Below are 20,954 nucleotides of genomic sequence, written 5' to 3'. Positions count from 1 at the left end.
CTGGGTCAGATGCAGCGTTGATACTGGTGGGGTGATGATCGAGCTGCGTTCCGTGCCGGACTGTCCGAACCTTGGCCCGGCCCGGCAGGCCCTGCACGCGGCGCTGGCCGACCTCGCCCTGCCTCCGGTCGTCACCGAACTGGTCGGGGACTACCCGTCCCCGTCAGTGCTGATCAACGGGGTGGACGTAATGGGCGGCATCGGCGACGGCGCGGCCTCATGCCGGCTGGATCTGCCCACCGATCAGCGCATCCGCGCCGCCCTGCAACACGCGCTCGCCGCCGAATCCGCCCCGATCGGCGAGCCGGGGCGTCAACGATCTCTCTGACCTCCCGCAGGCGGCCGGCAGCTGTTCCCGCTTGCGGCCACCGCAGTTCTCCCCCAGCCAGGCCCGCGGCCTACGAGCGCGACGCTGGTGCCGGCTCAACCGACAACAGCGCGGCCAGCTGCCGCAGCAGCTGCGGCCGGGCCCGGTAGTACACCCACGTGCCACGCCGTTCGGCGTCCACCAGACCCGCCTCGCGCAACGTCTTGAGGTGGTGCGAGATCGTCGGCCCGGTCAGGTCGAAGGCCGGCGTCAGATCACACACGCACACCTCGCCGCCCTCGGCGGAAGCGATCATCGACAGCAGCTGAAGCCGCACCGGGTCACCGAGAGCCTTGAACGCGGGCGCCAACAGCGCAGCCGTCTCGCCCGCGACCCGCTGTTGCGCCAGCGGAGGGCAGCACGCCGTGTCGGCCGTGAGATCAAGAAGGGAAAGCGGCCCCGCCTGCTTCGACATTCCTCTAGGTTGACAGCTGTCTAACCAGCGTGCAACTCTCTGTTTCGAGAAGCATCGAGACAGAATCGCCGGGCACCCATCACCTTCCCCTCACCCAGAGCAGGGGGATCCACCTGCCCGGCTGATGCGATAGACGCCAACATAAGGAGTTGTGTGATGAGTGCCGTGGACCACCTGCCCATCGCCGTCATCGGCGCCGGCCCCGTCGGCCTCGCCGCCGCCGCCCACCTGCACGAACGCGGCCTGTCCTTCACTCTCCTCGAAGCCGGCGACACCCCCGGCACCGCCGTACAGCAGTGGGCACACGTCCGCGTCTTCTCGCCCTGGCGCTACAACATCGACCCCGCCGCCCGCCGCCTCCTCGACGACGCCGGCTGGATCACACCCGACCCCGACGCCCTGCCCACCGGCGCCGACCTCGCCGACCGGTACCTGCAACCCCTCGCGGACCTGCCACACCTCAAGCCGCACCTGCGCTACGCCGCCCGGGTCGAGGCGATCAGCCGCCTCGGCTACGACCGGCTCCGCACCGCCGGACGCGAGCACGCCCCCTTCCTGATCCGCCTCGCCGACGGACAGGAGATCCTCGCCCGCGCCGTCATCGACGCCTCCGGCACCTGGCACACCCCCAACGTCCTCGGCGCCTCCGGCCTCCCCGCCCGCGGCGAAGCCACCGCCGCTGCGTACCTGGAGCACGCCCTGCCGGACGTTCTCGGCGCGGACCGTGCCCGGTTCGCCGGTCGGCACACCCTCGTCGTCGGCGCCGGCCACTCCGCCGCCAACACGCTGCTCTCCCTCGCCGAGTTGGCCGCCGCAGCGCCGGGCACCGAGGTGACGTGGGCCATCCGGTCCGCCTCACCCGCCCGCACCTACGGCGGCGGAGACGCCGATGCCCTCCCGGCCCGGGGCGCGCTCGGCTCCCGCCTACGCGCACACGTCGACGCCGGCCGGATCCGCCTGCTGACCGGATTCTCCGTCCACGCCATCACCCCGACCGACGGCCGCGTCGCCGTGATCGTCCGTCACGCCGACGGCACCGAAGAGGCCATCACCGTCGACCGGATCGTGGCCGCCACCGGCTTCCGCCCCGACCACTCCATCACCACCGAACTGCGCCTGGACCTCGACCCGATCATGGGCGCCACCCGGACCCTCGCCCCCCTCATCGACCCCAACGAGCACTCCTGCGGCACCGTCCCCCCACACGGCGTCGACGAACTCGCCCACCCCGAGCCCGGCTACTACGCCGTCGGCATGAAAAGCTACGGCCGCGCACCCACCTTCCTCATGGCCACCGGCTACGAACAGGTCCGCTCCATCGTCGCCGCCCTCGCCGGCGACTGGCAGGCAGCCCGCGATGTCCAACTCGACCTGCCCGAAACCGGCGTCTGCAGCAGCAACCCCGCCGACGCGACCGGCACCGACAGCTGCTGCGGCCCCACCCCGGAGCCTGTCGGCAAAGGGCTCAGCACCGGCCTTTCCGGCGGCCTGCTGTCCACACCGCTGACCCTGGAGGCCGTAGGCGGCGACACCGGGGGTCCGACCGGCGGCTGCTGTAGCTGACGACCGGGCGGGTCTTCGCCCAACGGCAGGCGGCAGGCGCCCGTACACATGCGGTTCGCCGTTCGTCTCGTGCACCAACCTTGCCGTGGGCCGCCGTGGTCGTGCGACGTCATCGACCGGATCGGAGGGCGGCGTAGTCGCTGCGGGCGGCTCCTGCGGCCTTCGACCAGGCCGCGGCGGCTGACAACGACAGGCCGAGGTGCTCGGCCAGCAGCGCTGGCGGTACCTGGGCGGCGAGGGCACCGACCGCCGCGTTCCGTGCTTCCAACACTCGGGTCAACCCCAGGTAAGCGAGGCGGCCACGGAGGCGGTCGGCGGACAGCGGTCGGTTGCCCTGGCTGCTGGGGAACATCCATGCCGAGCCGGATGCTCGCGCGCTGTCGGCCACCTGCACGGCAAGGCCGGCGAGGGGTTCGCGTAATCGCACCGGCGTGTCGGCGAGCGTAATGGTGACCCGACCGTCGTCGTCGAGGGTGAGCGCGGTGTGTTCCAGCGTGGCCAGTCGGGTCACGCGCTGGCCGAACAGCAGGACCAACACGGCGGCGAGCCGGGCCGGCGGATCCTCGGTGCGCTCCCGCAGCAGATGCCGCGCGAGATCCAGCCGGGCGGTGTCGTCCATCGCGGTACGTCTCTCGCGGCTGCTCGCCGCCGGCACGTCCAGCCCCAGGTGCATGTAGCCGTGGGCGGTGGCCCAGCGCACGAAGGCACGTAGCGGCGCGCGGTGGCTGGGTAGCTCGGTGAGCCAGGCGTCAAGGTGCGACTGGCCGATCCCGTCCAGGCCACCGCTGTGGGTGCAGGCTGCGGTGGTGAACTCGGTGGCGACCCTGGCGCGCAGCAGGGGCCACCGCACGAGGCTGGCGGTGATGGTCGCACCGTCGTCGACCTGGCGCTGCAACGGTCGAGTCAGCGCCCACCGGACGTAGCGGCGTACCACGAGCCGGGCGGATTCCGGTACGGACGCGACGAGTTCGTCGACCCGCTCCTGGTAGCGGTCGAGGCTGGGCTCGGATGGCAGGATGCCCGCCACGGCCAGCGCGGTGCGTAGCTCTGCGAGCAGCTCCCCGTCGTGGTGCTCACCGTTGCCACAGGGCGGTTGGCCCGTGCCTTGCTGGTGCCGCAGTCGGGCCGGCCCGCCGTAGATCCGGGCCTGCGGTCGCCGGCCGGTGCTGAGGATGCCGCGCAGCAGTGCCGCGGTCTCCGGGGCGCCGAGGATGCGCAGGCCCCGGCCGGGATTAACCAGTAGGGCCTCCTCCACGAACTCGGTCAGCTCGTCGGACACGCCCTCGGGTACGGCTGCCCGGATCGCGGCGGTCAGCCGGCAGGCCGGGCAGTTGCCGCGACGTAGCGGGCGGGTGAACCGGCCGCAGCCTGCGCACTGGTAGTCGAACCGCAGGTCGGCGCAGTCCGGGCACCGCGCCGGCTCACCGTCGCCGGCCACGTTCGGCCGAAGCAACCCACAGCCAGCGCAGGTATGTGGATTGGCCAGGGTGTCATCCACGCAGCCGGCGCAGACCGGGCCGGCTGGCCACCGCAACGCGACCAGTGTCACCTCCCCGCAACGGACGCAGGGCAACGGCTTGTTCCGCCAGCACGAGGCACACTGTGGGCGGCCCAGCCCGTCGCGGGTCGGATGGACTCCCTCGCGGCCACACCCCGGGCAGGCAACTGGCCCGCCGCGCAGCGGGTTGCAGGTGCCGCACAGTGGCTGTCCGGATGCGGTGCGCGTGACGATTTTGCGGTCCTGGCCGCACCCGACGCACGGCGCCCGGTGGGTCACCGCCCAACAGCGGTGGCAGCGAGCCGATCCGTCCTCCGCCCGCACCACTACCGTCCGTTCCCTGCCGCAGCTCCCGCAGACCTCCGGCGCGCGCCGCTTGCCCGCGCACACCGAGCACAGGTACCCGTTCCCGGACCGGGAGTGCGGGCGTCGCTGCTGGCCGCAGCCCACACAGGAGACCAGGGCGCGACGATGGTGGGCGCAGCGCCGGCAGATCCGCCTACCATGCTCATCGACACCACCAGGCCGACGCAGCGCCCCGCAGGTAGCGCACGCCACGGCGGGGCGGGCCGCTGTCCAGCACGCGCTGCACAACGGCGGGTCGCTCGCCCGGTTGACGCGCGGCCGGAGGTTCCCGCAGCGTGAACAAGGCAACTGGTTGCGCAGGCCCCAACACCGCGCGCATACCGCGCCGATGTCGAGCTTCTTGTGTTGACGGCGTTCGTTGCCGCAGTCGAGGCAGACGATCGGCGGTTTGGTCTGGTCGTAGCAGCGCGAGCACATGCCCCGGGCGGCAATGCGCTTCGCGGTCCCACCGCACCGGGTACATGCCGCCGCCATCGCTACTCCCTCTCGAAGAACGAGGTCGGCACCACCGACGGCGGCAGCGGCACCTCACCCACAGCCTTCTTCCGGCTCTTCCTCCCGGCGGCCTTCGCTGCTGCCTGCCCAGCCGCGACCGGGGCCGCAAGATCAGTCAGCTGGCAACTCAGGATGTCGCACAGGGCCAGCAGCAGCGGGATTGTCACCCGCTCCGGGGTTTCGGCCACCAGCCGATAGACCTGCGAGCGGGACAACGCGATCCCCCGCTCCGCGAGCGGGGCGATCAGATCGGAGGTGCTGAACATCTGCCGCATCGCCATTAACTCGCGTAGCTTCCACTCGAACGCCGGCCCGCTCACCGCACCACCCCCGCATCGTCGTCCCAGTCCATGCCCAAACTCTGGTAGAGCACCCGGTCCTTGAAGTCGTCCGACAACGCGGTGTACACGGCCGTCGTCGCCACGTGCGTGTGCCCGAGCTGTTCCTGCACCAACGCCATCGGCCACCCCATCTCGATCAACGTCGTGGCGTAGGTATGGCGCAGACAGTGCGGGTTCAGATAGTCCGGCAGCCCCGCCTCATCGCGGATCGAGGCAAAGCGCAGGTTGATCTGCCGAGGCGTGATCCGCCCCTGCCGTTCCGTCGGCAGCAACACCTTGCCGTCCACCCCCGGGTAGCACGCCGACCGGCCGGCCTCCACCCAGTGACGCGCCGCCTCCGCCGCCCACGGGAACACCGTCAACACGCTGCGCCGCCGCGGCGGACCACCAGGAAAGCTCTTCGCGTTGCGGACCACCAGCACGCCGAACCGGCCGAACTGCGGCGTCTTCGCGTTGCGCCGGAAGTCATCGACGTCCACTCCCGCCGTCTCCGTACGCCGCGTCCCCCACCCCAACATCGTCAGGAACATCACCGCGTCTCGATGCGCCGTCGCCGCGCCCTTGCGATGCAACGACGACGCCGACCGGGCACGGTCATCGACTACCCGGAAAAACCGATCCTGCTCCGCCCGCGTCAACGGCCGGTTCGCCTCCGGCCGCCCCTCGTAATCACCCTTGTGCCGCACCAAATTCAACTCGTGCGTCACCCGCGCCGGCACCATCCCGAACAGCCGCTCACACACCTCGCCCCACTGGTAGCGCGCATCGGCGACGAAGGCGCAGAACGCCACGATCGCGTTCTGATACCCGCGCAACGTCGCCCGAGTCCGCCCAAGCCGCAGATGCGTAGCACTCCAGGCATCGAAATGGCTCGGCGTCCACTCCCACGGCCACGCACCCGACGACGCCCGCAACTGCCGCGCCAACCGCTCCCGACCCCGCCGGGTATCCACCGCCAGCCCCCGAGCCGCCTGCTGCCGATCAAACTCCTCCAACATCGCATCGAACACCGCCTGAGGCAGGTCCAGATGAACAACCGACCCGTCGAGGAACGCCGCGGCGCCCAACGGCGCACGCAACGCGCGCTGCGCCCGCGCGGCTGTCAACGCCGAAGGACCACGACCCATGCAACGCATCATTGTCGCATCTGATGCAACAGGTCAAGGGGGCGCGCTACCCTGACCAGCAGATATACGCTTTGGCCGGTCCAGGCTGCGAGACTGGACCGGCACAGCGAATTTGTTGCACCTGCCGCAACAGTGCGCACTTTCCGCATTGGACGGCACCTCATCGAGCAGGACGAGGCGGCTGATCTCGGCAGCCCGGCCGGGGCAGAGGGTGGGGAACGGCTTGGTCAGCACGGCGGGATGCATCGGCACGCCGAGCACGACCGCCCCGACCAGGTGGTCGCCTTCGAGCAGCCCGAAAGACATCCGGGCAGCGGGAAAGCTCCTGCTGTAGTGGTGCTCGGCGACGAACCGGCGGGCCTCAGCCTCCGGTACCGGTTCCAGCCGGTAGCGGCGCTGGTCGAAGCCACCCTCGTGCACCGGCCGCCAGGTGTGGTTCCCGCCCCGCCATCGCTGGCAGAAGGCAGGGTCGAACAGGGAGAGTTGTTCAAGCATGGTGTGTCCCTGCGGATCTGTTCGAAGGGTTGAGCGGGCGGGTCTCCGCCCTGGGCAGGTCGACATGTGCGCCGATGGCGCGCTGCTGGTCGCCGGTTCCTCCGGCCGCCGCCGTTCGGTGGCGGCCGGAGGGTCGCGTCGGCTACGCCTCGGCGGCAGCGAGGGTGATGGGGTTGGTGTCGGTGACCGGCAGCGGTGACTCACCGCAGGCCCGCAGCTCGACCGTGGACAGCTCGTACCCGTTGGCTTCGAGATAGCGCAGGTAGCGGGTGGTGCTGTCGCTGACGGTGCGCCAGGAGTTGCGGCTCGTCGCCTCCTCGTATGCGGCCAGTAGCAGGCCCAGCGCGATCATCTGGGCACGCTCGCCGCTGGCCTTGCCGACGAGTTCGACCATCGCCGGGGCTCGTCGGCCAAACGTGGGGGCCTGGTCGGACAGGCCGAGCAGGTCGTGGGCCAGCCGGTTGCCGCCGGTCAGCGCCGACGTCACGGCGTGGTCGGTACGGGCGAGGCTCCCGGCGATGAACCCGGCGGCCGTCTTCGGCGCGGCCTTGCGAGCGAGGAACGTGGCCAGCCAGGTCCGACGGACCGTCTCGGCGCTATCCCACGCCTTGTTCGACTGGATCACATCCCGGCGCTGAGCGCGGGCCTCTTCCCGTTCGGCGTCGGTCATCTCCGCGACGGTCTTGCGTCCGCTGCCGGAGTCGTGCCCCTGCCAGCGCAGCGCGTGCCCGTGGGCGGTGAAGTCGGTGCACACGTACTCGGGCAGCCAGGCGCGGTACGGCGGCGCGGGTTCCGGCTCCTGCGCGTCCTCGTCTGCCTCGGCCGGGGTGTGGTCGCCCCACGGATCGTCCTCGTCGTCGCTGTTCCCCTCGTCCTCCTGCGGGTAGACCCATTCGTCGTCGAGATAGGCAGCGTGCCCCGGGCAGGAGGTGTGGTTGTCCTCGGTGAGTTGGTCTTCGCCGTGCTTCAACTCCGACAGCCGCTTGATCTTCTCGTCGTTCCACGACGGCCGGTCAACCACGGTGATCCCGGCAGCGGCGAGGGCAGCGGCAGCTTCGGCCTTCGCCGCCGCCTCCGCGCGGGCGTCCCGCAGCTTCTGCGCCTCGTGGTCGAACCCGCCGCGCTGGGCGGCGACCACGAGTTGCTTGACTGCCTCCGCGTCGTTCTCGAACTCCGCGACCACCGCAGCCTGGTCGATGCTCAGGAACTCCCACCGTTGCGTCGCGCCGCGAGCGAGTTTGCTGCGGGCCACAGTGAGCGCCTTGTCGACCACGGGTCGGCTCGTGGACATCCGCTTGGCGATTTCCCCGGCCGGGACACCACACAGGGCGAGTTGCTCGTACGCGGTCACGCGCTCAGCGACCGTGAGGGCCTCTCGGTGATCGTTCTCGTTGACCTGGTCGGTCAGCCGATCGGCTTCGTCCGGCTTCGGAACGACCATCACCCGCACCCACGGGCGCTGGGCTTGCACGGCCGCGAGAGTCCGGCGTTGGCCGAACAGCACCACGAGGCGGCCGTCGTCGTCGCGGTAGGCGACGATCGGCTCCAGGACGCCACGCGTGCGGACGTTGTCCACGTAGGACTTCCGTAGCCGGGGGTTCAGGCGCACGTTGGCGCCGACGACCAGGGTCGCGGGGTCGACACGCAGCAGTTCATCCTCGAACTGCTCGTCTTCGACGGCAGCCGCCGTGGCTGTGGCCGTCGTGGGAGCAGAGAGCGTCACGGTGCGGTTCCTTCCTACGGATGTGCGGGCAGCAGCGTTGGCGACGGCAGCGGGCACGGCTGGCCCACCGCGTCGGCGGCGGTTGGGGCGAAAAGGGGTGGAATGGCGACGAGTGGCGCTACGGGTCGCCGCAGCGGTTACGCTGGCCGGTGCGGACCGTCTGGCGGTACGTCGGGCTCGGGTTGTAGCGGCCTGGAGCCTGGTGTCGGCCCGCGCGACGCAAGAGCGCGCGAGCCGACACCGCTACGTCCGGTGCTGTGAGGTCTCCATCTCGCACTGACTGATCAGTTGCTGTCCCAGCCAGGTACGAATCCGGTACTGGGTCCGCCCGTCAGCGGCGGGCAACTCGGTGGCCTCCACGTCAACCGGCACTAGCACGTCGGCTACGCGGATGTAGGCAGCGACCAGCGCGTCAGGGCTGCCGGGGCCACCCAGAAGTCGGATAATCTCCGCGTGGGCGACCGCCCGGACGCCTCCGACGATGAGGCCGGAGTCGGGGCGCAGCGTGGTCAGGATGATGTAGGTCACGGTCTGCCGGGTGGGTATCGCGTTCTCTGCTGGCACGATGACCGGGTTTCCGGCGTCGGCTGGCTGCTGGCCGGTCACTGTGCACCGCTTGAGCGTGCGCTACCGTTCGTGGCCTCCGCTGCCGCCTCGGTCTGCCCAGCCAGGTTGGTCGGCAGGGCGAGCAGGAACGTCTGCCCGCCGGACAGGTCCAGGACCGTGCCGACGTCGGTGACGACGTTGTACCGGGTACGCCGCCCGGAGAGGGCCTGCTTGTCGAGGACCGTCGCAGCGGTCGCGCCGGTCTTGACCCGGCTCGGGTGCCAGGTGCCCGGGTTACGGGTCGATGCCTTGGTCGCATCGTCGGTGATGAGAATCCGATCGCCCCGCGTCAAGCGGGTCGTGGTCTTCTTGCCTTCGGCAGTCACGGGACTTCCTTCTGTCTGGCGGGTTGTCGATGACGACGTGTGCCGGGTGGTAGCGACACCCGAGGGCCACGTCGAAGAGTCAGGCTCAGTGCGAGTCCGGCCGAGGTGGTTCTTCGGCAGAAGAACCACGGTCCGAGGGCTTCTCCTCGTCGCGCCGGAAGCGACGACGGGTCGTCGCCCCTCACTTAAATCTTGTATTGATGCCGCATCAACTTCGCAGAGCTAGTCCGCCACAGCCCCGCCAGAGACAGGCGGAGTCCCGCCGCGCCCCACGCCCGCCGTGCCGGACAACTGAGCGATGCGCCCCGGAAGCATTTCCAACAGCACTTCGATGTGGTTGGCCCAGCCGGGAATCGCCTCGATGCGCGAGCGACCGGCGTTGATGAGCTGGTACCAGGAGTAGCAGAGTTCGTAGACCGCCATAGCAGCCTTCGGGTCGTGAGCGCATGCGGACCGGGCATCGACCCAGGCCGCAGCCCGCCCACCGATGGCGGTGAAGAGGTTGGCGTTCAACGCGGAAGAGGCGGCAGCGAAGCCGTCAACGTCCGGCAGGACCATGTCGGGCATCGGAAGACACTCGGCGGCAGCCGGGTGCACGGCTTCGATGGCCGTCGCGATCTGGCGTTGAGCGTCGACCAGGACCAGACGGATCGCACTGAAACGCTCCTCGGGAGTCAAGACTTTACGGGGCATACGAACCTCCAGAAGGGGGCTGGGTTCTGTCCGGAAGGGATTCAACCCTCCCACTTGTAATGATACCGCATTAAACTCGAAAAGGCAGCAGCCTGACCCAGTTGAACTGGAGAACAAAGTGCGCGAGGACTGCTCCGACCACCGTCCATGGGCCGACAACCGAGCCGTCTCGGAGCGCAATCCAAGATCGAGATAAGGCTGCTCACCGCCCTATCGGTGATTCGGGTCAACACCGTCTCGCCCCGGCCCGGAACCCGTGTGCATGGAAGGGCGCCAGCAAGTTGTAGTACCGGTCACCGGATGTGCCGACCGAGCGCGGTCGGCACATCCGGCAACCGGCAAGACCACTGACCCAGCGGGGTCAGTGGACAAGCTAACGCGACGCTGCCGCTCGTACGACAGCTGCCACCCCGACGCTCCGGCAAGCTTCCGCCTTCAAGGGCAAGCGTTCTACTCCTGTCGAGCCAGCTCCGCCTGGTTCCGCTTCCGCACCCGGCGGCTCCGGCACGTTCGCTTCCGGTCGCGGGCCTTTGCTTCCGCCGTCACCGCCAACCGGAACCGGAGGCAACGTCAATCGGAGCCGCTACCCGTAGCGTCGCCGATAACCCCGCCGCCGCACGTTCGGACACAGGAACGTGCGAAGCGGAGGCGACGAGGGTGGACACCCGTACGCGAGCAGCGACCAGCGACACGCCAAGTCCACGTGGCGCCGACCGGCGTCACCAGTTTCCGGGCCGGCCAAAACGGATCAACCTCCGGCTCAACGACGCCGAGCACCGTGATGTCGTGACCGCCGCAAGCCGTGCCGGCCTGACCCCGACCGGCTTCTGCGCCGATGCCGCCTTGGCCACCGCCAGGGGCACCGCCGCTCCCGGAGGGCTGATCGCCGGGACCGGCGTCACCCGGGCGGAACTCGCTGCCGTACAACGGGAACTCTTCGCTGCTCGGACCGCCATAACGCGTACCGGCACCAACCTCAACCAAGCCACCGCCGCACTCAACGCCACCGGCGAGGCGCCGGTCTGGCTCGACCACGCCGTCAGGCGGTGCGTACAGGCGCTCGACAGGCTCGACGCCCTCGTGGCCGACATCGACCGGCGGCTGCACTGATCCCCGCCATCCATCCCCGCGGCTCGAATGTAAGCGGCCTACTCCGCTACCTGTTCGGCCCGGGAAAGGCTGAGGAACACATCAACCCCCACCTCGTCGCCGCATGGTCCGGCCCCGGCCAACTACCGTCTCTGGAACCGCCGACCCAAGCATCCGGGCGCCACGACGTCCGGGCCTTGGCCCGCCTGCTCGAACAGCCGGTCCGCGCCGGCAAGAACCCTCCGCAGAAGTTCGTCTGGCACACCTCCGTCCGCAACCACATCACCGACCGCATCCTCAGCGACAGCCAATGGGCCCACATCGCCGCCGAGATCGTCGCCGCCGTCGGCATCGCCCCGCACGGCGACCCAGATGCAGTGCGATGGGTGGCCGTCCGCCACGCCGACGACCACATCCACATCGTGGCCACACTCGTCCGACAGGACGGCGAAACCGCCTGGGCCTGGAACGAACGCCTCAAGGCCCAAACCGCCGCCCGAGACCTCGAACAACGCTACGGCCTGCACCAGGTCGGCCCGGTCGACCACACCAGCCACCGCCGACCTACGGCCGCCGAGCAGAACAAGTCCCAACGACAGGGCCGGCCAGAGGTTCCCAGGGACAGGCTCCGCCGCGAGGTGCGTGCCGCCGCAGCCGCAGCGATCGCCGAGAACGACTTCGTTGATCGCCTCCAAGCGGCGGGTGTGCTCGTGCGGCTCCGGCACAGCACAACCAACCCGGACGAGGTCACCGGCTACGCCGTCGGGCTCGCCGACCACCACACCAGCACCGGCGACACCGTCTGGTACGGCGGCGGGCGGCTCGCCCCGGATCTCACCCTCCCCCAGCTCCGACGACGCTGGGGCTCAGGCTCCGGGACGATCTCGCACGGCAGCGCCCAGCACCCGGGGCGCCCAGGGGTCCAGCACCGGACGAACGCGTTCCGTCGGGCAACAGCAGAGGCGGACAAAGGCGCCCGTCATCTCAGGGCTGACCCAATCGGCGACGAGGAAAACATCGCATCCCTCGCCGAGGCCGCAGCCGACGTCCTAGCGTCCACGGCGCGGGCGTTCGAGGGCCGCAAAGGTGGGCACCTTACCGACGCCTCGGAAACCTTCGACCGGGCGGCGCGCGAGCCACGCCGACGGCGTCCCCGTTCCCTGCATCCTGCTGCGGGTCAGCTCCGGTCCATGTCTCGACTCATCTCAGCAGCAGGCCGGCTCACCAGCGAAGATGACACCGCCGCCGCGCTGCAACTAGTACTGCGCATGTCGATGATCGCGGACAACCTAGCCGCTGTACGCGAGGCCCAGGGCAGGCTTCACCAGGCCCGCGCCGCGCAACTCGCCGCTGAACGGCTACGAATGCTGGTCACCGCCTTGGGTTCTCAGGTATCCCACCCGGCGGCCCACGCGTATACAAGCACCGCACGTCCGACAGGAGGGCGGGCGGCACGAGGAATCAGTTAATCGGTCCGCAGACCTAGGGGTATCGAAGGAAGCACGGCAGGGGCGGAGCCCCAATGAGACTCCGCCCCGTCGTCCGTACCGCCTTGATTACTGCTGGCCAAGCCTTCCCAGGATCGTCTCTTCCATGATCTCAGCGGATCGTCGCTCCGACTCCGGTAGAACGTGGGTGTAGACCTCGTCCGTCATCCTCGCCCGCGCATGACCCAGCCGCTTCTGCATTGCGTGTCGCGGCACCCCATGATCGGCACCAACGGTCGCGGATGTGTGGCGCCCGTCGTGCAACACGATCACGGGTACACCTGCGGCAATGCAGAGAGCCCGGAACCGGTCCGTAAAATACTTCGGGTGGTAAGGCGTGCCGTCTTCCTTACAAAAGACGTACCCGAGTTCCTTGTACAACAGACCAGCGTCGGCCATCTCCTTCTGCTGTCGGCGCTGGTGATCCGACAGCACTATGCCCAGCGCAGAGCCGAAGAGAACGGCCCTCTTGCTTTTGCCCTTCGGCGCCTTCTCTACGACACCGCCCTCGACTTCGCCCGACGCAACAGCGCGCTGCCAGTGGACATACACGATCTTGCGCTCCAGGTCGATTTTCGGCCACTTTAACCCGGCCAGTTCTCCACGGCGCATACCGGCCACGATGACGAGCACCCAGGCTGCGTAGAGCCGGTCACCGGCGACATACTCCAGAAATTGAGCACACTGCTTCGCCGTCCAAATCCCCTTACGGCCATACTCCTCACGTTCGCCCGGGCGAGGCTGCCGGACGCCATCGATCACGACACCAAAGTCCTTGAGCGCCTTCATCAGTGTGCGATGGACGTGTCTGACCGTCTCTGCGGATAGCCCTGCACCCTTCCTTCCCCCCTTCTTCAAGAGATAACGATAGAAGTCATTGATGACTTGCTTGTCCAGGTCATACAGTCGCCGAGCACCCAGCCGTGGGATGATGTACTTCATGATCGCGTTGCGGTAGTTGCTCAACGTCGTCACCGCAACGTCTAGCTCGCGCTCTTCCAGCCACTTGACGAGTTCTGCGGCGACCGTGCCGTCTGCCGCCAACTCGGCTTGGCCGAACTGCTTGCGAGCCAAGTCCTCGGCCTTTAGCGCCTCCTTCTCCGTCTCGAACCCACGGACGAACTTCTGGTTACGCTTGCCGTCATCTCCGCGCGGCAGGTCGATGACGTAGTACCAGGTGCTCCGCTTCGGATCTTGTCGGACGCTCATCGCACGCCCCCGTTCAGCGAGGCGTGGGCGTAGAAGCGTTCATTCGCGGTTGCTCGACGGGCGGCGACCCACCGGCCGTAGGCCGCCTCGTACGCGGCTAGACGGCTTGCCGGGACAATCGCGAATGCGACCGGCTGAGCGGTCCGCGATCGTCGGGTCCTAGGGTGGTTCATGGGTTGGACCTCCTGAGTCCAATCAAGGTCCCGGTCAGGTGGTGGAGCACGTGGCCGGGACCGCCTTCTGTGCCTAGGCGCGACGATCCGGAGCGCGGTGATCTCACCGCGCTCATCGTGAGCGGCCAGGGTTATCGGGAGCGCTACGGCTGAGAGGGCCGTCCCGCGTAAGTACCGCAGAAGCGGCGAGCGGAGGCGTTACGGGGGGACAGGTGGAAATCTGACCGCGCAGCGGCCCTTCTCATCGTCGACCCGCGTCGGGCCGCCGAGGTGCCACGCCTTGAGTACGACGGGGCGTCAGGAACTAGCCCTGCACTTGGATTGCACACCGCCACCGGTTCCTCCCATGCTCACAGCCGAGCGCCATGGGAATCAGCGTAACGGATCATTGTGAGCACAACGGTGAGCACAAGATCGGAATCCATCGAATCAAGTCGATGGATTCCTACCTCCCACCTGCTGTGAAACAAGGTGGAGCCGAGGGGACTCGAACCCCTGACCCCCACACTGCCAGTGTGGTGCGCTACCAGCTGCGCCACGGCCCCTTGCTGTCGCGCCCGGTCACCCGGGCACTGGAAGAACTATACACACGGCCGTCGGCATGGTCATCTCGCGGGGTCCCCCGCGAGACGGCGTCGCGGGCGGGCTCAGTTCAGTGCCACGTCCGGTGGGAAGTGCGCCACCGCGGCCATCATGCCGCCCTGCCGGCGCAGCACCATCGGCCACAGGTCGTCCGGGCGGTCGACGAACGCGTCACCGGGCAGCGCGTCCAGCACGAACCAGGAGCCGTCCTCGATCTCCTGCTCCAACTGCCCCGCGCCCCAGCCCGCGTACCCGGCGAAGACCCGGATGCTCTCCACGCTCTCCCGCAGCCGCTGCGGGTCGACCGAGAGGTCGAGGGTGCCGACCGCTCCGGAGACCTGGTGGAAGCCCTTGAGTCGACGGACCGGCTGCCGCATCCGGGCCAGGCAGATCGCCGAGTCGGGCTGCACCGGGCCGCCCTCGAACAACACGGCCGGGTGGCGGGCCAGGTCACCCCAGTCGCGCAGCACGTCGGCCACCGCCACCTCGGTCGCCCGGTTGAGCACCACGCCGAGCGCGCCGCCGGGTTCGTGCGCGACCAACAACACGACTGTGCGGTCGAAGTTCGGGTCCTTCAGCGCCGGCGTCGCCACCATCAGCTTGCCCGCCATCGACTCCGTCGCCCGTCCGCCGATCGCCTGCCCCTCTCCCTGCATCACCGCACCCGTCAACCGTGTACCGGACGGCGGAAGCGATCACACATCGGGACGGCGGTCCCGATCGGCACCATCCCCGCTGTCTTTGCCATGCCTGGCACCATAGCCTGCGTCCGCGGCGGTCGCGAAGGTCTGATCGTCGGGTGATCGACACCGGTGCCGGCAGGGCGGGACCAAACCGGGCCGAGCGCCGGGGCAGCGAGCGGAACGGGCCGCCGGGCAGACGCGAAAAGCCCTGGACAACCCGGTCGCCCGGATAGATTCGAAGGCGATGACAACGGTCCGGGACACCACCTACGAGCTGCTCCGCGCCCTCGGCATGACCACCGTCTTCGGCAACCCCGGTTCCACCGAGGAACCCTTCCTCCAGGACTTCCCCGACGACTTCCACTACGTGCTGGCCCTCCAGGAGGCGTCGGCGGTTGGCATGGCCGACGGGTACGCACAGGCCACCGGTGCACCGGCCCACGTCAACCTGCACACCGCGCCGGGCACCGGCAACGCCATGGGCAACATCGTCACCGCCTGGCACAACAAGACCCCGCTGATCGTCACCGCCGGCCAGCAGACCCGGGAGATGCTGCTGCTCGAACCCCGGCTCGCCGCCCGACACCCCACCGAACTGCCCCAGCCGTACGTCAAGTGGGCCCACGAACCGGTCCGCGCGCAGGACGTACCGGCGGCGCTGATGCGCGCGTACGCCACCGCCGTCCAACCGCCCACCGGGCCGGTCTTCCTCTCCCTGCCGCTGGACGACTGGGCCCAGCCCGCCGATCCGCCGCCCCAGGCCCGGACGGTGGCCACCCGGTTCGCTCCCGACCCGCACCGGCTCGCCGAGTTCGCCACGGCGCTGGCGGACAGCCGGTCACCGGTGATCGTGCTCGGCGCGGCGGTGGACCGTGCCGGGGCATGGGAGCACGCCGTCACCCTGGCGGAGCGGCTGGCCGCCCCGGTCTGGACGGCACCCGCACCGGAACGGACCGCCTTCCCCGAGGACCACCCGCACTTCCAGGGTGTGCTGCCCTTCGCGATCGCCCCGCTGGCCGAGCGCCTCCGCGGGCACGACACGGTGCTGGTGGTCGGCGCCCCGGTGTTCCGCTACTACCCGCACGTACCGGGCGAGACGCTGCCCGACGGCGTCCGTCTGCTGCACGTCACCGACGACCCGGAGGAGGCGGCCCGGGCTCCGGTCGGTGACAGCCTGCTCGGCGACGCCGGGCTCGCCCTCGCCGCGCTGGCCGACCGGGTGCCGCCCACCGACCGGCCCGCGCCGCCGGTCCGCGCCGAGTCCCCGGCGATGACGGACGGCGTCCCGCTCAGTGCCGACGCCCTCTTCGCCGCGTTGGCCGCACACTGGCCCGAGGACGGGGTGCTGGTGCAGGAGTCCCCGTCGAACCTGGCCGCGCTCCGGCGGCGGCTGCGGTTCACCCGACCCGGGTCGTACTTCACCATGGCCAGCGGCGGGCTCGGTTACGGGCTGCCGGCGGCGGTCGGCATCGCGCTGGCGCAACGTGACACCGGCCGACACCGGCCGGTGGTCGCGGTGATCGGCGACGGCTCGTTCCACTACTCCGTGCAGGCGCTGTGGACCGCCGCCCAACTGCGGCTGCCGCTGGCCGTGGTGGTGCCGGTGAACCAGCAGTACGCCATCCTGAAGGCGTTCGCCGACCTCAAGCAGACACCCGGCGTACCCGGACTGGACCTGCCCGGACTGGACATCGCCGCGATCGCGCGCGGCTACGGCTGCGCCGCCGCCGTGGTCGACACCCCGGACGCACTCGGCGCGGCCCTCGGCACCGCGCTGCGCGCCGACGGCCCGACCGTGCTGCCCGTCCCCATCCGCACCGACATCCCCCCGATCCTCTGACGTCGGTGTCGTAAGGAGGGGTCCCCTGCTATGCACAAGGCGTTAGCAGGGGACCCCTCCTTACACACACACCCGTCAGCCGGCGGCGACGCGGAGCGGGGAACCGCTGAGCACGTCCAGGACGGGGCGCGCGCCCAGCGGGGCCTTCAGCGTCACCTCGGCCGGGTGCAGGTTGAGCATCTCGTCGCAGCCGCCGGTCGGCGGCACGACCGTGCCGCCCACCACGATCACGTGGTCCCGTTCCCAGACCAGCGGGGTGATCTCGGTGTCGCAGCTACCCACCCCGAGCCGGTAGCGAAGCGTCGCCCCCTCGATCGCCTCGATGTCCTGCGCTCCCACCAGGCCCGGCTCCGGCGGCCCGGACGGCGGCACCGGTGCCGGCGGGGTGGCGACGGCCTCGGCCGCGACCGCGACCCGGGCCACCACCGCGCCGATCTCCGGCACGGTGAACAGCCACGCCGGCACCTGCGCCGCTCCCCGGGTGGTGTGCACCGGCGCGGTGCCCAGCTCGACCCTGGTCACGGTGAGCGCGACACAGTCACCCTGCGGCCGGCTGCCGACCGCGCCGTCCGGTCCCCCACCCGGCGCGGGCGCCGGTGGGATGGCGGGGTCCGTCGGACCCGGACAGGCACCGGGGTCGCCCTGGCGCAGTTCGCGGTACGCCTGTGCCGCGCTGACCAGCGGCACCCGCGTCGATCCGTCCGGGAAGCGTACGGTCCCCTCGGCCGGCTTCCGGTCGGGCAGGTCCACGGTGGCGCGGTACCACCCGGCCTGGAAGGCGGTCTTGGTCTGCGGGGTGAAGTCGGGCTCGCCGACGAGCACGGTGGGTTCCTGCAACGGCACGAAGCCGGTGGTCCACGCGTCGTCGGGCTGCCACGCCTGCGCCACGGCCGCCGCCCGTTGGGTGAACGCCCCCGGACGGTCCTGCGGGCCACCCGACCCGCCGGAGGCGGCACCGGACTCGTCCGGCTCGGTACCCACCGGGGCGCACCCGGCCACGATCATCATCAGGGGCAGGCCCAACAGGGCGAGTGATCGGCGCATACCGGGTTCGACGGGTGCACGCCCGACGGGGTTCCGCAATCGGAGCGGGAACGACTGCGCGCCCCGGTCGTGACGACCGGGGCGCGCAGTACGGGGGTGGAGGTGCCGGGAATCGAACCCGGGTCCTTCGCTGCCTTGTCAGGGCTTCTCCGAGCGCAGCTCGCTGTGCCTCTACTCGGCCCCTCCGATCACGCGAGCGAGTCGGTGTGACGGGCCCAGTCGCTGATTGATCTCGCCGCACGGACCCCGCGACCGGGTCCGGTTGGCCAGCCTTCTAGCTGATGCCGGCTATCTGGGTCGAAGGCGCTCCCAGGCCGACAGACTTGCTACTCGCCTCAGGCGGCGAGAGCGAAGTCAGCGCGATTGTTCTTGGCGCTTATTGGTTTCCGACGAACGATTCTCGAGACGACGTCGGCTTCCTCGGCTCGCTTCCCCTGCCGCAACACACGAAGTCGAAACCAGTCACCCCCTCGACGTGCCGCCGGATCTCCGGCGACTCCGACAAGCCTAACGCCTGCCGCAACCGGATTCATCCCGAGCCCGGGTCGATCGACCAGGGACCGGAGAATCCGGACAAATCAACCATCCATCCCTTTACCGCGCCGACCGACGGCCCGCGCGATCTCCCGATCTGCGTCCCGCTTGGCGAGGTCCTGGCGCTTGTCGTACGCCTTCTTGCCCTTGGCGAGGCCGATCTCCACCTTGGCCCAGCCGTCGTGGAAGTAGACCTGCAACGGCACCAGCGTCAGACCGCTCTCCCGGATCTTGCCGATCAGCCGGTCGATCTCCAGCCGCTTGAGCAGCAGCTTGCGGGTCCGCCGGGGCTCGTGGTTGGTCCAGGTGCCCTGGGTGTACTCGGGGATGTGCATGCCGTGCAGATACATCTCACCGTCGCGCTCCTGGGCGAACGCGTCGACCAGCGACGCCCGCCCGGCCCGCAGCGACTTGACCTCGGTGCCGGTCAACGCCATGCCCGCCTCGTACGTGTCGAGGATGGCGTAGTCGTGTCGGGCCTTCTTGTTGGAGGCGACGACCTTGCGCCCCTTTTCCCGTGGCATCGGCGGCCCCCTCTCTCGTCAACGCCCCGACCGGCGACGTGGCCCGCCGCAGAGCGGAGATCATGCTACCCGAACGACAAGGGCCCGCCCGCGTCGTTTATTCCGACGCCGACGGGCCCTGTCGAGGAGAGCTAGACCCGCAGGTAGAACCGGAGGGTGACCCAGGCGGTGACCGCACTGATCAGACCACCGACACCGGCCATCACCGGGAAGGTCAGCAGGATCTCGCCCCAGCTCACCGGCGCGAAGAGTCCCTGGAGCGCGCTGAGCGCGCCGTCGAACAGGAACACCTTCAACGCGACCAGCGCCCCGAGGCCGAGGACCGAGCCGATCAGACCCGCGACCACCGCCTCCAGCACGAAGGGTGCCTGGATGAACCAGTTGGAGGCACCGACCAGCTTCATGACCGCGACCTCACGCCGCTTGCTGTACGCCGCCACCTGGATCGTGTTGGCCACCAGCAGCAGCGCCGCGACAGCCATCGCGATGGCCGCGACGAGGGCGATGTTCTGCCCGGCGGTGAACAGGTTGAAGATCTTGTCGAGCACCTGACTCTGGTCGACGACCTGGTCGACCCCGGCCGTCCCGGTGTACTGGTCGGCGATGGTCCGGTACTGCTCCGGGTCCACCAGCCGGAGCCGGTACGACTCGGGAAGCTGGTCGGCCTTGACCGCGCTGAGCAGGTCCGGCGAGTCGCGGAACATCTCCTGGAAACGCTGGAACGCCTCGTCCTTGTTGACGTAGGTGACCTGCGAGATCAGCGGGTCGGCGTCCAGTTGGCCGGCGATCGCGGTCCGCTGCTCCTCGGTGACGTCGGCCTCGAGGAAGATCGAGACCTCGATGTTCTCGAAGTACAACTGCTTCATGTCGGCGACCTTGGTGTAGATCAGGCCGCTGGCGCCGAGCATGGTCAGCGAGACCCCCATCGTGATGATCATCGCGATGGTCATGGTCACGTTGCGCCACAGTCCGACCAGTACCTCGGACATGACGTATTTCATCCGCATCGGGATTTCCTCCGGCTCTCCGGCGTGAGGTGTTCGTCGTCAGATCGGGGTGCGGTGGGTTGCGCTCGTCACCCGTAGACGCCGCGGGCCTGGTCGCGAACGATGCGCCCACTCTCGATCTCGATGACGCGGCGCCGCATCTGGTTCACGATGTTGGAGTCGTGCGTGACCATCACGACGGTCGTGCCGGTGCGGTTGATCCGGTCCAGCAGGCGCATGATCTCGATGGAGGTGTCCGGGTCCAGGTTTCCGGTCGGCTCGTCCGCCAGCAGGATCAGCGGGCGGTTCACGAACGCCCGGGCCACCGCCACACGCTGCTGCTCACCACCGGAGAGCTCGTGCGGGTAACGGTGCTCCTTGCCGCCGAGGCCGACCAGCTCCAGGACCTCCGGCACGACCCGGCGGGCCACCGCCTTGGTCTTGCCGATCACCTCGAGCGCGAAGGCCACGTTCTCGTACGCGGTGCGGTTCGGCAGCAGCCGGAAGTCCTGGAAGACGCAGCCGATCGAACGGCGGAAGTGCGGGCGCTTCCAGGACCGCATCGACGTGACGTCCTTGCCGTTCACCACGACACGGCCCTTGTTGGGGGCCACCTCGTGCAGCAGCATCTTGATGATCGTGGACTTGCCGGAGCCGGATGGGCCGATGAAGAAGACGAACTCGCCCTTGTCGATCGACACGGACACGTTGTCGAGCGAAGGCCGCGACGCCTTCGGGTACGTCTTCGTCACTTGCTCAAGCTGAATCACGGGTGGTGAGTCTACGCG

The 20,954-nt window shown here is 69.4% G+C and carries 20 protein-coding genes, 1 tRNA gene and 1 other RNA gene; 5 read left to right on the top strand and 17 right to left on the bottom strand.

All coding sequences use genetic code 11. The annotated features are described in order from the left end of the window. Positions 1–34: 34 nt before the first annotated feature. Complete coding sequence (locus tag ACIBMZ_RS20540; RefSeq protein ID WP_396696052.1) at positions 35–328, top strand: alkylmercury lyase; 294 nt, start codon at positions 35–37, stop codon at positions 326–328. A 70-nt stretch (positions 329–398) separates the two neighbouring features. On the opposite strand, the gene ACIBMZ_RS20535 is transcribed toward ACIBMZ_RS20540, so the two are convergent. Then, positions 399–782: an ArsR/SmtB family transcription factor gene (locus tag ACIBMZ_RS20535; RefSeq protein ID WP_396696050.1), complete on the bottom strand. Its 384-nt coding sequence runs from the start codon at positions 780–782 to the stop codon at positions 399–401. Positions 783–938: 156 nt separating this feature from the next. On the opposite strand from ACIBMZ_RS20535, the gene ACIBMZ_RS20530 reads away from it, so the two are divergent. Next, complete coding sequence (locus tag ACIBMZ_RS20530) at positions 939–2,345, top strand: FAD-dependent oxidoreductase (RefSeq protein ID WP_396696048.1); 1,407 nt, start codon at positions 939–941, stop codon at positions 2,343–2,345. A gap of 109 nt (positions 2,346–2,454) precedes the next feature. On the opposite strand, the gene ACIBMZ_RS20525 is transcribed toward ACIBMZ_RS20530, so the two are convergent. From ACIBMZ_RS20525 to ACIBMZ_RS20490, 8 genes are all read right to left on the bottom strand, one after another. Continuing rightward, on the bottom strand, positions 2,455–3,798 hold the full coding sequence (locus ACIBMZ_RS20525) for a hypothetical protein (RefSeq protein WP_396696046.1): 1,344 nt from the start codon (positions 3,796–3,798) through the stop codon (positions 2,455–2,457). Between the two features lie 887 nt (positions 3,799–4,685). After that, the gene (locus ACIBMZ_RS20520) at positions 4,686–5,024 is read right to left on the bottom strand and encodes a helix-turn-helix domain-containing protein (RefSeq protein ID WP_396696044.1); all 339 of its coding nucleotides are present in this window, start codon (positions 5,022–5,024) and stop codon (positions 4,686–4,688) included. Further along, the gene (locus ACIBMZ_RS20515; protein WP_396696042.1) at positions 5,021–6,172 is read right to left on the bottom strand and encodes a tyrosine-type recombinase/integrase; all 1,152 of its coding nucleotides are present in this window, start codon (positions 6,170–6,172) and stop codon (positions 5,021–5,023) included. The genes ACIBMZ_RS20520 and ACIBMZ_RS20515 overlap by 4 nt, the downstream gene beginning before the upstream one ends. 33 nt (positions 6,173–6,205) lie before the next feature. After that, a complete protein-coding gene (locus ACIBMZ_RS20510; protein WP_396696040.1) occupies positions 6,206–6,667 on the bottom strand; it encodes a hypothetical protein in 462 nt (153 codons plus the stop codon). A 142-nt stretch (positions 6,668–6,809) separates the two neighbouring features. Continuing rightward, complete coding sequence (locus ACIBMZ_RS20505; RefSeq protein ID WP_396696038.1) at positions 6,810–8,390, bottom strand: ParB/RepB/Spo0J family partition protein; 1,581 nt, start codon at positions 8,388–8,390, stop codon at positions 6,810–6,812. A gap of 243 nt (positions 8,391–8,633) precedes the next feature. Beyond that, entirely contained in the window at positions 8,634–8,996 is a 363-nt protein-coding gene (locus ACIBMZ_RS20500; protein WP_396696036.1) for a hypothetical protein, read from the bottom strand. Continuing rightward, positions 8,993–9,322, bottom strand: a complete 330-nt coding sequence (locus ACIBMZ_RS20495) for a hypothetical protein (protein WP_396696034.1) — start codon at positions 9,320–9,322, stop codon at positions 8,993–8,995. Before ACIBMZ_RS20495 ends, ACIBMZ_RS20500 begins: the two co-directional genes overlap by 4 nt. Before the next feature lie 222 nt (positions 9,323–9,544). Beyond that, positions 9,545–10,000, bottom strand: coding sequence for a hypothetical protein (locus tag ACIBMZ_RS20490; protein ID WP_396696032.1), 456 nt, complete (start codon positions 9,998–10,000; stop codon positions 9,545–9,547). Between the two features lie 801 nt (positions 10,001–10,801). Here ACIBMZ_RS20490 and ACIBMZ_RS20485 point away from each other — a divergent pair. Together ACIBMZ_RS20485 and ACIBMZ_RS20480 are read left to right on the top strand one after the other, a co-directional pair. Continuing rightward, complete coding sequence (locus tag ACIBMZ_RS20485; RefSeq protein WP_396696030.1) at positions 10,802–11,125, top strand: hypothetical protein; 324 nt, start codon at positions 10,802–10,804, stop codon at positions 11,123–11,125. 176 nt (positions 11,126–11,301) lie between these two features. Next, positions 11,302–12,573, top strand: a complete 1,272-nt coding sequence (locus ACIBMZ_RS20480; protein WP_396696028.1) for a relaxase/mobilization nuclease domain-containing protein — start codon at positions 11,302–11,304, stop codon at positions 12,571–12,573. 87 nt (positions 12,574–12,660) lie between these two features. Here the strand turns inward: ACIBMZ_RS20480 and ACIBMZ_RS20475 are convergent, their stop codons facing one another. The 3 genes from ACIBMZ_RS20475 to ACIBMZ_RS20465 all read right to left on the bottom strand — a co-directional run bounded on the left by ACIBMZ_RS20475 (position 12,661) and on the right by ACIBMZ_RS20465 (position 15,211). Beyond that, positions 12,661–13,800 carry a tyrosine-type recombinase/integrase gene (locus ACIBMZ_RS20475; RefSeq protein WP_396696026.1) on the bottom strand — a complete coding sequence of 380 codons (1,140 nt, stop codon included), beginning with the start codon at positions 13,798–13,800 and terminating at the stop codon, positions 12,661–12,663. A gap of 645 nt (positions 13,801–14,445) precedes the next feature. Continuing rightward, a tRNA-Ala gene (locus tag ACIBMZ_RS20470) sits at positions 14,446–14,518 on the bottom strand. Between the two features lie 102 nt (positions 14,519–14,620). Further along, a complete protein-coding gene (locus tag ACIBMZ_RS20465) occupies positions 14,621–15,211 on the bottom strand; it encodes a YqgE/AlgH family protein (protein ID WP_131053527.1) in 591 nt (196 codons plus the stop codon). A 271-nt stretch (positions 15,212–15,482) separates the two neighbouring features. Between ACIBMZ_RS20465 and mdlC the strand changes: the two genes are divergently transcribed. Continuing rightward, positions 15,483–17,078: a benzoylformate decarboxylase gene (gene mdlC, locus ACIBMZ_RS20460; protein WP_396696023.1), complete on the top strand. Its 1,596-nt coding sequence runs from the start codon at positions 15,483–15,485 to the stop codon at positions 17,076–17,078. Positions 17,079–17,153: 75 nt separating this feature from the next. On the opposite strand, the gene ACIBMZ_RS20455 is transcribed toward mdlC, so the two are convergent. The 5 genes from ACIBMZ_RS20455 to ftsE all read right to left on the bottom strand — a co-directional run bounded on the left by ACIBMZ_RS20455 (position 17,154) and on the right by ftsE (position 20,936). Further along, on the bottom strand, positions 17,154–18,122 hold the full coding sequence (locus ACIBMZ_RS20455; protein ID WP_396696022.1) for a hypothetical protein: 969 nt from the start codon (positions 18,120–18,122) through the stop codon (positions 17,154–17,156). A gap of 94 nt (positions 18,123–18,216) precedes the next feature. Beyond that, positions 18,217–18,592: a transfer-messenger RNA gene (gene ssrA / locus ACIBMZ_RS20450) on the bottom strand. A gap of 108 nt (positions 18,593–18,700) precedes the next feature. Next, a complete protein-coding gene (smpB, locus tag ACIBMZ_RS20445; protein ID WP_396696020.1) occupies positions 18,701–19,180 on the bottom strand; it encodes an SsrA-binding protein SmpB in 480 nt (159 codons plus the stop codon). Between the two features lie 131 nt (positions 19,181–19,311). Next, positions 19,312–20,187, bottom strand: coding sequence for a permease-like cell division protein FtsX (ftsX, locus tag ACIBMZ_RS20440; RefSeq protein WP_396696018.1), 876 nt, complete (start codon positions 20,185–20,187; stop codon positions 19,312–19,314). Between the two features lie 68 nt (positions 20,188–20,255). Next, on the bottom strand, positions 20,256–20,936 hold the full coding sequence (ftsE, locus tag ACIBMZ_RS20435) for a cell division ATP-binding protein FtsE (RefSeq protein ID WP_117229384.1): 681 nt from the start codon (positions 20,934–20,936) through the stop codon (positions 20,256–20,258). Between the last annotated feature and the right edge of the window lie 18 nt (positions 20,937–20,954).

This window comes from Micromonospora sp. NPDC049900, assembly GCF_044461025.1.
Lineage (GTDB): Bacteria > Actinomycetota > Actinomycetes > Mycobacteriales > Micromonosporaceae > Micromonospora.
This window is presented reverse-complemented; position numbering and strand designations above follow the sequence as displayed.

Excerpts from the sequence above, each read along its gene's own strand:
- mdlC (WP_396696023.1), top strand. The coding sequence starts at position 15,483 with ATGACAACGGTCCGGGACACCACCTACGAGCTGCTCCGCGCCCTCGGC.
- ACIBMZ_RS20540 (WP_396696052.1), top strand. The coding sequence starts at position 35 with ATGATCGAGCTGCGTTCCGTGCCGGACTGTCCGAACCTTGGCCCGGCC.
- ACIBMZ_RS20535 (WP_396696050.1), bottom strand. The coding sequence starts at position 782 with ATGTCGAAGCAGGCGGGGCCGCTTTCCCTTCTTGATCTCACGGCCGAC.
- ACIBMZ_RS20465 (WP_131053527.1), bottom strand. The coding sequence starts at position 15,211 with ATGCAGGGAGAGGGGCAGGCGATCGGCGGACGGGCGACGGAGTCGATG.
- ftsX (WP_396696018.1), bottom strand. The coding sequence starts at position 20,187 with ATGCGGATGAAATACGTCATGTCCGAGGTACTGGTCGGACTGTGGCGC.
- ACIBMZ_RS20515 (WP_396696042.1), bottom strand. The coding sequence starts at position 6,172 with ATGGGTCGTGGTCCTTCGGCGTTGACAGCCGCGCGGGCGCAGCGCGCG.
- ACIBMZ_RS20455 (WP_396696022.1), bottom strand. The coding sequence starts at position 18,122 with ATGCGCCGATCACTCGCCCTGTTGGGCCTGCCCCTGATGATGATCGTG.
- ACIBMZ_RS20530 (WP_396696048.1), top strand. The coding sequence starts at position 939 with ATGAGTGCCGTGGACCACCTGCCCATCGCCGTCATCGGCGCCGGCCCC.
- smpB (WP_396696020.1), bottom strand. The coding sequence starts at position 19,180 with ATGCCACGGGAAAAGGGGCGCAAGGTCGTCGCCTCCAACAAGAAGGCC.
- ACIBMZ_RS20510 (WP_396696040.1), bottom strand. The coding sequence starts at position 6,667 with ATGCTTGAACAACTCTCCCTGTTCGACCCTGCCTTCTGCCAGCGATGG.
- ACIBMZ_RS20475 (WP_396696026.1), bottom strand. The coding sequence starts at position 13,800 with ATGAGCGTCCGACAAGATCCGAAGCGGAGCACCTGGTACTACGTCATC.